The sequence below is a fragment of the Streptomyces sp. Root1310 genome (assembly GCF_001426425.1).
GTDB lineage: Bacteria > Actinomycetota > Actinomycetes > Streptomycetales > Streptomycetaceae > Streptomyces.
Genome location: NZ_LMEQ01000001.1, coordinates 551,325 through 564,235, shown reverse-complemented (window position 1 = coordinate 564,235; position 12,911 = coordinate 551,325). Strand labels below are relative to the sequence as shown.

Genomic DNA, 12,911 nt, shown 5'->3' with positions numbered 1-12,911 from the left:
TCCCTGCCGGTGACCACAGTCGAATCCTCGGCTTGAGTACGTAGGGGCGCCGGCAACGGGCGCGGGAGCTCGGCACCGCCGTCCCGGCACCGCCCGGCAGGGCGGTGCCGGGACGGCCGCGTGGTGTGAATCCGGCAGCGGCGCAGGGCTCTCCGCCGACGCACATGCCGGTGAGACGGCAGATCACGAGGATCATCATGGAGCAGTTCAGGAAGACAACGGGTGACTCCGCGCCGCCCCGAAGCTCCGACACGCTAGTGGGCCCGGCCAAGGCGTTCGAGACGGCCGGCCCGACGACGGAATGCATCGAACCGTCCGCCCTTCGCGACGCCGACGGGAACACACTCGCCGCCGAAGAACCCCCGGGCGACACCGCCACGCGCGTTCAGTGGACGGCCTCCCTCGTAGCATTGACAGTTACTTTCGCGGTCCTGATCGGCGCTGTGCTGTGGCACCTCGGCATGGTGTTTCTGACTCTCGCGCCCGCCAATTCTGTGACGAACAGATATCAGCAGGGGATCAACGGCTACATCTACCCGGAATTCGGCCAGAACTGGCAGATGTTCGCCCCGAACCCGCTGGCCCAGAATGTGTCGGTCGGTGCGCGGGTCCAGACGTTGGGGCGGGACGGCACCCGGCACACGTGGGACTGGGAAAATCTTTCCTTTTCGCATATCGAAGCAATGAAGCACAATCCGGTTCCCAGTCATCTGGATCAAAACGTACTGCGTCGCTCCTGGGATTTCTACACGGAATCGCACGACTTGAAAGACAAACCGACGAACGGCATGCGCAGCGCGCTGTCCACCGAATACCTGACGCGGATCGCGCTTCAGCGTTTCGGCCGCCAGTGGAACGGCGAGCGGATCATCCGTATCCAACTCGCCAGCCGTACCAACGCCATTGCTCCGCCGAAGTGGACGGGCGAGAAGGCGCCGAACACGACGGCCTACAGAGTCCTGCCGTGGTGGCCGGTCAAGGAGAAGTTCTACAAGGAGCTGTGACGTGCACGAAAACCGCAAAACGGCGACGGTCGCCGTCCCGGCGCCCCAAGCTCCCGCGGATGGCGTCACTGCGCTCCGGCCCTCGTCGGTTCCGACGTCGGAGCCGTTGCCGTCCGAATCTCCCAAGGCGCGGGTCCCGGTGCGCGAACGTGCCCTGGAGCGACTGTCGGCATTCATCGCTTTCGCCGGCCGTACCCACTCCCCGTACCAGGCAGCCGTCATCCGGATCGGCTACGGCTTCTTCGTCACCTGCTATCTGCTCCGGGAGTGGCCGAACCGGCGTGTGCTGTTCGGTGACCACAACCCCTGGTCGCTGACCATGGCCAGGGCCCTTGTCTCCGACACCCACGCTTTCACCGTGCTCACCTGGTCGGGTGGCCGGTGGTGGTTCGAATGCGTCTACCTCGGGGCGATCGCGGCCGCCGTTCTGCTCATGCTGGGCTGGCGCACCCGCGGCACGGCGGTGCTCTTCCTCGTGGGAGTGCTGGCCATCGAGAACCGAAGCCCCTTCGCGGGAGACGCAGGCGACGACATCATCCGCATCATGGCGGTCTACCTGGCCTTCACCCGCTGTGGCCGGGTGTGGTCGCTGGACGCCCGGCGCGATGGATCGCGGGCCGGTGACGCCGGACGTGACCGGGCCGGGCCGGCGTTGTGGTTCACGCTCGCCCCGCCGCTGCTGTGGGCCTCGTGCTTCCACTGGGACGGCTGGCTCGGGGTCTTCTGGGTGATGTGGAGCCTCCAGGGCCTGTGCCTGGCCCTGGACCGGTGGGCTCCTCGCCACGCGATGCGCTCGCTGCTCGACTCCGGCGCGGCCATGCTGCACAACTGCGCGATGCTGGTCATCGCCGCTCAGATCTGTTTCATCTACGCCTCGGCGGGCCTGTACAAGAGCCACGGGACGAAGTGGCAGGACGGCAGCGCCGTCTACTACGCGATGCAGCTGGATCTCTTCCGCCCCTGGCCGTGGCTGACCGGTCTCGTCTCGGCGAACATGCTGCTGGTCTTCGTGCTGTGCTACGGCACGGTCATCATGCAGATCTCGTTCCCTTTCACCCTCATGTACCGCAAGATCAAGAATGTGCTGCTGGCCGTCATGATCCTCGAACACGTGGGGATCGCGGTCATCCTGGGCATCCCGTTCCTGTCACTCGCCATGATCGTCAGCGACTTGGTCTTCCTGCCCACGGCCCTCCTCGTCTGGGCCGACGGGCGGTTCGCCTTGCTGGTGCGGCGACTCCGTGAGCGGCGCGAACAGTACAGAGGCGGGCCATGCCTCGAAGGGTCGTGAACGTCCGATGAACCTCCCCCACCGCACCGAGGGACGACTGCGACACCTCCCGCTGCTCGTCTATGACGGCGACTGCGGCTTCTGCGCCCGTTCGGTGCGGTTCATCGAGCATCGCGTCAAGCCCAAGTGCACCATCACCGCCTGGCAGTTCGCCGAACTCCACGCACTCGGTGTCACGGAGCTGCGGGCACAGCGCGAGATGCTGTGGATCACTCGGTCGGGCACGGTGTACGGGGGCTCCCGGGCCCTTGCCAAGGCCCTGTTGAGCGCGGGCGGAGGATGGCGCATCCTCGGCGGTCTGCTTCTCACCGTCCCCCTGCGGTGGCTGTCCCAAGGTGTCTACCGCCTGATCGCGGTCAACCGCCACAGGCTGCCGGGCAGCACGGCGGCGTGTGCCGTGGGCGTCTCTCCGGGCCGACCGACGCAGACTCCTCAGCCGTCCGTACCGTCCTCGACGGAGTAGGACACCTTCACCTTCGTGGGGCCGACGGTCACGGACCGCCGGCCCCACGGCGCCCGACCGGCCCCCGGGCCGGTTTCGTGCGTTCCGCGCAGTTCCGGGCCGCCTCCGGGCGGCTCCGATCCGGCTCCGATCCGGCTCCGGGGCGGCTCCGGGGCGGCTCCGGGCGTGCGGCCCGGGGTGGCGGCGCCTTCCGAACCGCCCCCGGCTCAGCGTGTGCGAAGGGCCCGGTGGGCGCCGTAGGCCTCGATGAAGGCCTGGACCGACGGCAGGTCGTTCGCGAAGGACGCGGAGCGCCACTTCGTCTTCCTGCCGTCGCGATGGGCCAGGTCGATCCATACGGTGATGCTCACCGAGGAACGCACCGAGGAACTGTCGGAGAAGCTCTGTCCGTTCACCCGGAGCGTGATCCCGGCCAGCTCGTGGAAGTCGACGATCGTCAGCGGCTTGCCTTCGTTCACGTACTCGACGGCGCCGTCAGGGGTGATGACCAGCAGCGGGTCCGGGTCGTGCGAGGTCCCGCGCAGGAACCCGGAGAGCTTGCCGCGCCTCTTGGTGAACACGCGCCAGTCCGCCGGTACCGGACCCTGGCGGGCCTGCCGGAGGATCGTCCGTGGATCGGTCGGCATGGCCCGTACCCCGACGGAGCCCTACCGGGCCGTCAGTTTCGCCAGCACCTGGTGGAGCGGTTCCGTCTCCCGGCGGCGGTACTCCTGGATCGCCCAGCCGTTGCCGTCGGGGTCCTTGAAGTACATGAAGGTCGCTCCGTCCTGCGGTGCGAACTGCTGGGGTTCGCTGACGTCCAGGCCGCGGGCGGTCAGTTCCTCGTACGCGGCCTTCGCGTCCGTCACGCAGAGCTGCATGCCGTGGTAGGTGCCCGGCTGCGGGGTTCCCGTCGGCACCTGGAGGCCGTCGACCAGGGCGATCGAACAGCCGGAGCCGGGTGGGGTGAGCTGGACGATGCGTACGCCCTCCATGACCTCGCCGTCGAGGTCGACGTGGAAGCCGACCTTGTCGCGGTAGAACTCCTTGGCCCGGTCCACGTCGGACACCGGCAGAAGGATCACCTCTAGGGTCATGTCCATGGCTTGACTCCCTTGTCGCGGCCGTCGCTCTGTCTGTGCGGAACCGAGGTCCCGCGGCACCGAAGTCGCGCAGAACCCGAAGTACCACAGAACCGGAAACCGCGCCGGGGCGCCACCGAAAGGCCCGGGTTACGCTCAGGTGCGTACGACCTTGATCCGAGGGAGGGCCGGGGATGATGGCGCCGGGGCGCAGGAGCAGCACCTTCACACGGCTGCTGCGGCACGGCTTCACCGACCCGTCCGCCGCCGAGCGGCTCCTGGACGGGCCCGAGCTGTCGCCGGTGCGCAACGATCCCTTCCTCCTGGAGGCCCTCGGCGCCACCGCCGATCCCGATCTCGCCCTGCACGGCCTCGTCCGGCTGCTGGAGGCCCAGCCCGGGCCCACCGCCCGTCGGGAGCTGCTCGACACCCTGATAGCGGCCAAGCCGCTGCGTGACCGGCTGCTGGGGGTGCTGGGCGCGTCCGCCGCCCTCGCCGACCACCTCGCCCGGCATCCGCGGGACTGGGAGGCGCTGGTCACCTACGAGCCGCGGGATCTGCATCCCGGGGTGGAGGAGTTCGAGCGGGGCCTCGCCGAGGCCACGGATCCCGTGTCGCTGCGCGTCGCCTACCGGCGCTGCCTGCTGTCCATCGCGGCACGTGACGTCTGCGGGACGACCGATCTCGCCGAGACCGCCGCCGAGCTCGCCGATCTCGCCACCGCCACGCTGCGGGCCGCCCTGGGACTCGCCCGGGCCGCCGCGCCCGACGACGCCGCGATGTGCCGGCTCGCCGTCATCGCGATGGGCAAGTGCGGCGGGCACGAGCTGAACTACGTGTCCGACGTCGACGTGATCTTCGTGGGGGAGGCCGTCGACGGGGCCGACGAGGGCAAGGCGCTGCGGGCCGCCGCCAAACTGGCCGCGCACCTGATGCGGATCTGCTCGGAGACCACCGTGGAGGGGTCCATCTGGCCCGTCGACGCCAATCTGCGGCCGGAGGGGCGCAACGGGCCGCTGGTGCGGACGCTGTCCAGCCATCTCGCCTACTACCAGCGCTGGGCCAAGACCTGGGAGTTCCAGGCCCTGTTGAAGGCGCGGCCGGTGGCCGGCGACCTGGCGCTGGGCGCCGAGTACGTCGCCGCCGTGGGGCCCCTGGTGTGGCAGGCCGCCGAGCGGGAGAACTTCGTCGTCGACGTGCAGAAGATGCGGCGGCGCGTCGTCGAGAACATCCCGGTCGCCGAGGTCGAGCGCGAACTGAAACTGGGGCCCGGAGGGCTGCGGGACGTCGAGTTCGCCGTACAGCTGCTGCAGCTGGTGCACGGGCGGGCCGACGCCTCCTTGCGGAGCGGCACCACGCTCGACGCCCTCCAGGCGCTCGCCGCGGGAGGTTACGTCGGGCGCGCCGACGCGGAACAGCTGGACGTCGCGTACCGCTTCCTGCGCTCCATGGAGCATCGGATCCAGCTCTACCGGCTGCGGCGGACCCATCTGGTCCCCGAGGCCGAGACCGACCTGCGGCGGCTGGGCCGCTCGCTCGGACTGCGCACCGACCCGGTCGCCGAGCTCGGCCAGGAGTGGAAGCGGCACGCCGCCGTGGTGCGTCGGCTGCACGAGAAGCTGTTCTACCGTCCGCTGCTCGACGCCGTCGCCCAACTCGCTCCCGGTGAGACCAGGCTGAGCCCGAAGGCGGCCCGGGAGCGGCTGGTCGCGCTCGGATACGCCGACCCGGCGTCCGCGCTGCGCCACCTGGAGGCGCTTGCCTCCGGCGTCACGCGCAAGGCGGCCATCCAGCGCACCCTGCTGCCGGTCCTGCTCGGCTGGTTCGCGGACTCCGCCGACCCGGACGCGGGCCTGCTCAACTTCCGCAAGGTCTCGGACGCGCTCGGCAAGACGCCCTGGTACCTGCGGTTGCTGCGGGACGAGGGCGCCGCCGCGGAGAACCTCGCCCGGGTGCTGTCCGCCGGGCGGCTCGCCCCCGATCTGCTGATGCGGGCGCCGGAGGCGGTGGCGCTGCTCGGCGACGGGGACGGCGGGGGGCTCGCGCCGCGCGGGCGGGCGCATCTGGAGCAGGAGATACTCGCCGCGGTGCGACGCGCCGACGGGGTGGTGCAGGCGGTCACGGCGGCGCGCGGGGTGCGTCGGCGCGAGCTGTTCCGCACGTCGGCCGCCGACATCGTCGCGTCCTACGGCACGGAGGCGCAGCCGGTCGAGGCGGACCAGGGCGCCCTTGTGGACCTGGTGGGCGGGGCCGTGTCGGACATCACCGCCGCCACGCTGGCCGGCACCCTGCGCGCGGTCGTGCGCGACGGCTGGGGCGACACGCTTCCGACGACGTTCACCGTCATCGGCATGGGCCGGTTCGGCGGTCATGAACTGGGCTACGGCTCCGACGCCGACGTCCTGTTCGTGCACGAGCCCCGGGACGGCGTCGACGAGCGCGAGGCCGCGGAGGCCGCGAACAAGGTCGTCTCCGAGATGCGCAGGCTGCTCCAGATCTCCAGTGCCGACCCGCCGCTGCTCATCGACGCCGACCTGCGTCCGGAGGGCAAGTCCGGGCCGCTCGTGCGCACATTGAAGTCGTACGAGGCCTACTACCGCCGTTGGTCGCTGGGTTGGGAGTCGCAAGCGCTGCTGCGGGCCGAAGTCGTCGCGGGAGACGAGGAGTTGGGGCGTCGCTTCATCGAGCTGATCGACCCCCTGCGGTATCCGGCGGGCGGTCTCGGCGAGGAGGCCGTCCGGGAGATCCGGCGGCTGAAGGCCCGCATGGAGTCGGAGCGGATGCCCCGGGGCGCCGATCCGAAGCTGCACACCAAGCTCGGCCCCGGCGGCCTGTCCGACGTCGAGTGGACCGTGCAGTTGGCCCAGATGCGGCACGGATCGACGCATCCGGGGCTGCGGACCACCCGCACCCGTGAGGCCCTTGCCGCCGCGCGCGACGCGGGCATCGTCACGGGCGAGGACGCGGCGACGCTGGACGAGGCGTGGGTACTGGCGAGCCGGGTGCGCAACGCGGTGATGCTGGTGCGTGGACGGGCCGGGGACACCTTCCCGTCCGACCCCCGGGAACTGGTCGCGGTGGGGCGGTATCTGGGGTACGGGCCCGGGCGGGTGGGCGACATGCTCGACGACTACCGGCGGACCGCGCGCCTGGCCCGGGGCGTGGTGGACGAGCTGTTCTACGGAGGCTAGGACCGCTGGGCGACGGGCCGTGCCGCGCTCTCGCACCGCGCGTCCGCAGGCCGGCGCGCCTGCGACGCCGTGTTCCGCCGGGTCAGCCCGACGCCCACCAGCACCACCGCCATGCCCGTGAGGACGCGCACGCCTGTCTGCTCGCCCAGGACCGCCGCGCCCAGCGCGACCGACACGACCGGGAGCAGGTAGCCGACCGTCGCCGCCGCGGTGGGGCCCTCGTCCGCTATCAGGCGGTAGTTGAGGTAGAAGGTCACGCCCGTGCCGAGGACGCCCAGCGCGACGACGGCGAGCAGGGCGGTGGCGTCCGGACGGAAGGGGCCGGCCGCCGGGAGGGCCAGGGTGCTCCAGCCCGTGGCGGTGAGGAGCTGGGCCGCCGACATGGCCATCGGGGTCTTCGAGGCCGTCAGGTGCCGGGCCATGTAGGCGAAGGCCACCGCGTAGCTAGCCGCCGCGGCCAGCAGGTACAGGGCGGGAAGGCTGAGCAGGCCCTCGTGGTGCCAGGGGGCGAAGATCAGGACGGTGCCGGCGAAGCCCAGGACGAGACCGGCCAGCCGCACGGGAGACAGGGCCCGGTCCGTGCCCAGGCCGATCCCGATGAGGAGCGACCACAGGGGGGTCGTGGCGTTGAGGACGCCCGCGATGCCCGAGTCGAGGTGCCGCTCGCCCAGGGCGAAGAGCGCGAAGGGCAGCGCGTTGCAGAAGAGGGCGGCCACGGCGAGATGGCCCCAGGTGGTCCGGGACCGGGGGAGGCGCTGGCCTGCCCGGCGGGCCAGGAGCAGCAGGACCGCCGTGCCCAGGACGCACCGGGCGATGGTGATCTGGACGGGCGTCAGACCGTGGGTCAGGGCGAGCTTGATCCAGAGGAAGCCGGAGCCCCAGAAGAGGGCGAGCGCGGCCATGCGGAGCGTGGAGGCGAGGGGCATGTTCCTACGGTCGTCCGCCCGACCCGTGAGGACAAGTGAAATGTTCTGGATGATTCGTTAAGCTGGACTGCATGCTTGATGTGCGGCGGATGCAGGTGTTGCGGGCGGTCGTGGGGAACGGGTCCGTGACGGGAGCCGCGGCCGTGCTGGGGTACACGCCGTCCGCCGTCAGTCAGCAGATCGCCGCCCTGGAGAAGGAGGCGGGGGCCGCGTTGCTGGAGCGGGTCGGGCGGGGCGTCCGGCCCACCGCCGCCGGACTGCTGCTCACCGAGCACGCGGAGGCCATCGGGCGCCAGGTCGCCGAGGCCGAGACGGCGCTCGCCGACCTGCTCGCCGGGCGGACCGGGCGGTTGGCGGTGCGGTACTTCGCCACCGCGGGGGCCGGGCTGGTGGCGCCGGCCGTGGCGCGGCTGCGGGAGGCGCATCCCGGCGTCCGGATCGAGCTGAAGCTGACGGCCGATCCCGAGGACCCGGTCGCGGAGGTGCGGGAAGGACGGGCCGATCTGGCGTTGCTGGTGAGCCGGGAGGGGCGGCAGGACAGTGGTGTACGGCTGCTGCACCTGCTCGACGACCCCTATCTCGCCGTCCTGCCGCGCGGGCACCGGCTCGCCGGGCGGCGCAGTGTGCGGTTGGCGGAGCTGGCCGAGGAGGCGTTCGTGGGCAGCGAGTGGCCGGGGCCCTGTCTCGACGCCCAGCTGGACGCGTGTGCGGTGGTCGGGTTCCGGCCCCGGTTCATGGTGCAGAGCGAGGACTACGTGACCGCCCAGGGGTTCGTCGCCGCCGGTCTGGGCGTGAGTCTGGTGCCCCGGCTGGGGCTCGGCAGCCGCCATCCGGGGGTCGTCGTGCGGGAGGTGCGTGACCCGGTGCCGGTTCGGGCCATCCAGGCGGTGGTCCGCGAGACGGCGCCGGCGCAGCCCGCGCTGGACGCGTTCGTCGACGCGCTGAGGGGCGCCGCGGGAGCGCCGTGAGCGCGTGGCCCCGGTCGGACGGCGCCCTGCGGCCCGCGGTCGGGCCGTCCCCGTCGGGCTATGCGGTGCCCTCCGCCCGCAGGGTCCGCGCGTGGTTCATCAGCGCCGTCAGGCCCACCTCGAAGGCCTGGTCTGCCCGGCCCCCGGCCACCGCCGCCAGTGCCTCGGCCGAGGCGTGAGAGCCGCTCAGTCGGGCAGCGCGACGGTGAGGTCCACCTCGACCAGCTGCCCTGCGAAGCCCAGCTGCGCAACCCCCAAGAGCGTGCTGGCGGACGTGAAGGCCGGCCCGAGGGCGGAAGCGGTGAGCCGGTGCCAGGCGAGGCCCAGGTCCTCCCTGTCATCACTCCGGACGTAGATCACCGACCGCACCACGTGCTGGGGCTGAGCATGCACCGCCGCAAGGGCGGCAAGCGCGTTCACGACCACCTGATCGACCTGCACCTCGAGGGAGCCCGGGCCGACGAGAGAGCCGCCCTGGTCGAGGGGGCACTGCCCCGCCAGATAAGCCGTTCGGCCGGTCTCCACCACGGTGATGTGGTGGTAGCCCGGCGTCTCATGCAACTGATCGGGGTTGATGCGGCTGATCTTCGCTGTCATGCCGAGAGTCTGACCAACCTGCCCCCGACACGCACCCGAATTGCCCCACCGCGCGACCGTCCCACGCGTCGCGAGGCTGAAGAACAAGACCTGAAGCGCCCTCTTACGGTCGTGCCCGCGTGGGCAGCGTGAGGATCTCGGCTCCGTCTTCGGTGATGGCGATGGTGTGCTCGCTGTGCGCGGTCCGGCAGCCTGTCGCGCTGCGCAGCGTCCAGCCGTCGGCGTCGGTGACGAGAGTGGCGGTGTCTTCCATGACCCAGGGCTCCAGGGCGAGCAGCAGTCCGGGGCGCAGCTTGTATCCGCGGCCCGGCCGTCCGGTGTTCGCGACGTGGGGGTCCTGGTGCATGGTCGAGCCGATGCCGTGGCCTCCGAACTCGGTGTTGACCGGGTAGCCCGCCTCGCTGAGAACCGTGCCGATGGCGTGGGAGAGATCACCGATGCGCGCCCCGGGCTTGGCGGCGGCGATGCCGGCGGCGAGTGCGCGTTCGGTCGTCTCGATCATCGCCACGCTCGCCGCCGGCCTGGCGTCGCCCACCAGAAAGCTGATCGCGGCGTCCGCGGCCACCCCGCCCCTGGCCACGGCGAGGTCGAGAGTCAGCAGGTCCCCGTCCGCCAGCGTGTAGTGGTGAGGCCGCCCGTGGAGCACTCCGTCGTTGACGCCCGTGCAGATGTAGTGCCCGAACGGGCCGCGCCCGAAGGAAGGCGCGTAGTCGACGTAGCAGGACTGCGCTCCCGCCTCGGTGATCATCTCCTTGGCCCACTGGTCGATGTCCAGCAGGTTCGTCCCGACCGTGCTGCGCTGCTTCAGCGCGTGCAGGATGTCTCCGACCAGAGCGCCGGTGTCCCTCGCCCGCTCAAGCCGCGCGGAGTTCAGGATCTCGATCATGGCGGACCTCTCATGTACGTCCAATAACTATCCCGGTCTAACTGTACCGGTATTAGAATGGGGTCATGGTCAGGTTGCCGCTCACCCCCGCCGAGGTAGAACGCGGACAGCGCCTCGGCGCCCTGCTCCGCCGAGCCCGGGGCCGCCGCTCGATGCTGGACGTGGCGCTCGCTTCGGGCATCTCGCCCGAAACCTTGCGGAAGATCGAATCCGGCCGTGTGGCCACCCCCGCCTTCCCGACCATCGCAGCGATCGCCGACACCCTCGGCCTGTCTCTCGACGCCATCTGGACCGAGATCGAGAGCAACCGGGCGGAGCAGACCGTCGAGGATCAGTCGGTCCTGCCTGTCACACGGCGTCCGTCGCTGGTTTCGTAACACCCGCTCCGCATCACGCAACCTGCGACAGCCGGAACGACCGGCACCGGATGTCGGTCGGCGGCCGAGGTGTGATGCCGGATGGCGGCCGGGGTCCAGGCGTGACGCCGGGTGTCAGGCCTTGGTGGGGAGCAGGGGTCTGCCCTGCCCCTTCGGCGGCACCCGTCTCGGCAGGGCGTACGGCAGGGTCCCGTACCAGATCCACGCCACCGCGAAGCCGAAAACCAGGCAGAGGATGCCGCCCACGGCGTCCAGCCAGAAGTGGTTGGCCGTCGCGACGATCACCACCAGGGTCGCCGTCGGGTACAGCAGGCCCAGGATGCGCACCCAGGGCAGCCTGGCCAGCGCGAACACGGTCAGACCGCACCACACGGACCAGCCGATGTGCATGGACGGCATCGCCGCGTACTGGTTCGACATGTGTTTGAGGTCGCCGGAGGCCATCGAGCCCCAGGTCTGGTGGACCATGACCGTGTCGACGAAGTCGGCGCGCGGCATCAGCCGCGGGGGCGCCAGTGGATACAGGTAGTAGCCGGCCAGGGCCACGCCCGTGGTGGCGAAGAGCACCAGGCGCGTCGCCGCGTAGCGCCCCGGGTGGCTGCGGTAGAGCCAGACCAGGACGGTGAGCGTGACGATGAAGTGCAGGGTCGCGTAGTAGTAGTTCATGGCCACGATGAGCCAGGTCACCGAGTTCACCGTGTGGTTGACCGACTCCTCGAAGGCGACGCCGAGGCCGTGCTCCACACGCCAGATCCAGTCGGCGTTGCGCAGCGCCTCGGCGCGCTGTTCCGGGACCGCGTTGCGCACCAGCGAATAGGTCCAGTAGCTCACGCCGACGAGGAGGATCTCGAACCAGAGACGGGGGCGGCGGGGGCTGCGCAGCCGGTGGAGGCGGCGCTGCCGGGGAGCGGCCGTGACGGGGTCTGGAAGGGCCTGGTCACGGCCTTCCAATGGCGTCACAGTCGATTCACCCATGGACACAAAGTCTGCCAGAAAAGACCTCTTGGCCCGATCATCCCTCGGTCGGGTTCGGCCCGCACTTTCTACGACGGCCGGACCGCTCCGCCTACTGCCGGCGTACCGGGGAGAAGCCGGACGTGTCCGCCCTACGGACGATTGCGGTCCCCGGGCGCCGAAGCGGTCGAACCGCGCACCACCAGCTCCGGCATGAACACGAACTCGCTGTGCGGCGCGGGTGTCCCGCCGATCTCCTCGAGGAGCGTGCGGACGGCGGCCTGGCCCATCGCGGGGACCGGCTTGCGGACGGTCGTGAGGGGCGGGTCGGTGAAGGCGATCAGCGGGGAGTCGTCGAAGCCGACCACCGAGATGTCCTGGGGCACCGCGAGACCGCGCTGCCTGGCCGCCCGTATCGCGCCCAGGGCCATCATGTCGCTGGCGCAGACGATCGCCGTACAGCCCCGGTCGATCAGGGCCGTGGTCGCCGCCTGGCCGCCTTCGAGGGTGTAGAGGGAGTGCTGGACCAGATCCTTCTCGATCGTCTCGGGGTCGAGGCCCAGCTGTTCCTGGACCGCCCTGACGAAGCCCTCGATCTTGCGCTGGACCGGCACGAACCGCTTGGGGCCGAGTGCCAGTCCCACCCGGGTGTGGCCGAGCGAGACGAGGTGGGTGACCGCCAGGGTCATCGCCGCCCGGTCGTCGGGGGAGATGAACGGCGCCTGGACCTTCGGGGAGAAGCCGTCCACCAGCACGAAGGGGACGCCCTGCGCCCGCAGCTGCTCGTAGCGCTGCATGTCGGCCGTGGTGTCCGCGTGCAGGCCCGAGACGTAGATGATGCCGGCGACCCCGCGGTCGACCAGCATCTCGGTGAGTTCGTCCTCCGTGGAGCCGCCCGGTGTCTGGGTGGCGAGGACCGGGGTGTAGCCCTGGCGGGTCAGCGCCTGGCCGATGACCTGAGCCAGGGCCGGGAATATCGGGTTCTCCAGCTCCGGCGTGATCAGGCCGACGAGTCCCGCGCTGCGCTGGCGCAGCCGGACGGGGCGCTCGTAGCCCAGGACGTCCAGAGCCGCGAGCACGGACTGGCGGGTGGTGGCGGCGACACCGGGCTTGCCGTTGAGAACGCGGCTGACGGTCGCTTCGCTCACCCCCGCCTGCGCAGCGATGTCGGCAAGCCGTGTGGTCACAGGGGT

13 protein-coding genes are annotated in these 12,911 nt (G+C 70.8%); 6 read left to right on the top strand and 7 right to left on the bottom strand.

Features of this window, described 5'->3' with window-relative positions; all coding sequences use genetic code 11:
• Positions 1-197: 197 nt before the first annotated feature.
• The 3 genes from ASD48_RS02560 (at position 198) to ASD48_RS02550 (ending at position 2,758) form a co-directional block, all read left to right on the top strand.
• Positions 198-1,004: a DUF5819 family protein gene (locus ASD48_RS02560; RefSeq protein WP_157880586.1), complete on the top strand. Its 807-nt coding sequence runs from the start codon at positions 198-200 to the stop codon at positions 1,002-1,004.
• A 139-nt stretch (positions 1,005-1,143) separates the two neighbouring features.
• On the top strand, positions 1,144-2,295 hold the full coding sequence (locus ASD48_RS02555) for an HTTM domain-containing protein (protein ID WP_057599697.1): 1,152 nt from the start codon (positions 1,144-1,146) through the stop codon (positions 2,293-2,295).
• Positions 2,296-2,302: 7 nt separating this feature from the next.
• Complete coding sequence (locus ASD48_RS02550; RefSeq protein ID WP_057599696.1) at positions 2,303-2,758, top strand: DUF393 domain-containing protein; 456 nt, start codon at positions 2,303-2,305, stop codon at positions 2,756-2,758.
• A 206-nt stretch (positions 2,759-2,964) separates the two neighbouring features.
• On the opposite strand, the gene ASD48_RS02545 is transcribed toward ASD48_RS02550, so the two are convergent.
• The gene (locus tag ASD48_RS02545; protein WP_057599695.1) at positions 2,965-3,384 is read right to left on the bottom strand and encodes a hypothetical protein; all 420 of its coding nucleotides are present in this window, start codon (positions 3,382-3,384) and stop codon (positions 2,965-2,967) included.
• Positions 3,385-3,405: 21 nt separating this feature from the next.
• Positions 3,406-3,840 (bottom strand): VOC family protein, encoded by a 435-nt coding sequence (locus tag ASD48_RS02540; protein ID WP_057599694.1) that lies wholly within the window; start codon positions 3,838-3,840, stop codon positions 3,406-3,408.
• Positions 3,841-4,013: 173 nt separating this feature from the next.
• Between ASD48_RS02540 and ASD48_RS02535 the strand changes: the two genes are divergently transcribed.
• Positions 4,014-7,010: a bifunctional [glutamine synthetase] adenylyltransferase/[glutamine synthetase]-adenylyl-L-tyrosine phosphorylase gene (locus ASD48_RS02535; RefSeq protein ID WP_057599693.1), complete on the top strand. Its 2,997-nt coding sequence runs from the start codon at positions 4,014-4,016 to the stop codon at positions 7,008-7,010.
• Here the strand turns inward: ASD48_RS02535 and ASD48_RS02530 are convergent.
• Positions 7,007-7,936 carry a DMT family transporter gene (locus tag ASD48_RS02530; protein WP_057599692.1) on the bottom strand — a complete coding sequence of 310 codons (930 nt, stop codon included), beginning with the start codon at positions 7,934-7,936 and terminating at the stop codon, positions 7,007-7,009. The two genes, ASD48_RS02535 and ASD48_RS02530, sit on opposite strands and share 4 nt — an antisense overlap.
• 71 nt (positions 7,937-8,007) lie before the next feature.
• Here ASD48_RS02530 and ASD48_RS02525 point away from each other — a divergent pair, with 71 nt between their 5' ends.
• Positions 8,008-8,904 (top strand): LysR family transcriptional regulator, encoded by an 897-nt coding sequence (locus ASD48_RS02525; RefSeq protein WP_057599691.1) that lies wholly within the window; start codon positions 8,008-8,010, stop codon positions 8,902-8,904.
• A 186-nt stretch (positions 8,905-9,090) separates the two neighbouring features.
• On the opposite strand, the gene ASD48_RS02520 is transcribed toward ASD48_RS02525, so the two are convergent.
• Complete coding sequence (locus ASD48_RS02520; protein WP_057599690.1) at positions 9,091-9,501, bottom strand: RidA family protein; 411 nt, start codon at positions 9,499-9,501, stop codon at positions 9,091-9,093.
• 103 nt (positions 9,502-9,604) lie between these two features.
• Positions 9,605-10,387 (bottom strand): type I methionyl aminopeptidase, encoded by a 783-nt coding sequence (gene map / locus ASD48_RS02515; protein ID WP_057599689.1) that lies wholly within the window; start codon positions 10,385-10,387, stop codon positions 9,605-9,607.
• A 65-nt stretch (positions 10,388-10,452) separates the two neighbouring features.
• Here map and ASD48_RS02510 point away from each other — a divergent pair, with 65 nt between their 5' ends.
• Positions 10,453-10,764 carry a helix-turn-helix transcriptional regulator gene (locus ASD48_RS02510; RefSeq protein WP_057599688.1) on the top strand — a complete coding sequence of 104 codons (312 nt, stop codon included), beginning with the start codon at positions 10,453-10,455 and terminating at the stop codon, positions 10,762-10,764.
• Positions 10,765-10,878: 114 nt separating this feature from the next.
• On the opposite strand, the gene ASD48_RS02505 is transcribed toward ASD48_RS02510, so the two are convergent.
• A complete protein-coding gene (locus ASD48_RS02505) occupies positions 10,879-11,739 on the bottom strand; it encodes a phosphatase PAP2 family protein (protein ID WP_057599687.1) in 861 nt (286 codons plus the stop codon).
• A gap of 131 nt (positions 11,740-11,870) precedes the next feature.
• Positions 11,871-12,905: a LacI family DNA-binding transcriptional regulator gene (locus ASD48_RS02500; RefSeq protein WP_057599686.1), complete on the bottom strand. Its 1,035-nt coding sequence runs from the start codon at positions 12,903-12,905 to the stop codon at positions 11,871-11,873.
• Between the last annotated feature and the right edge of the window lie 6 nt (positions 12,906-12,911).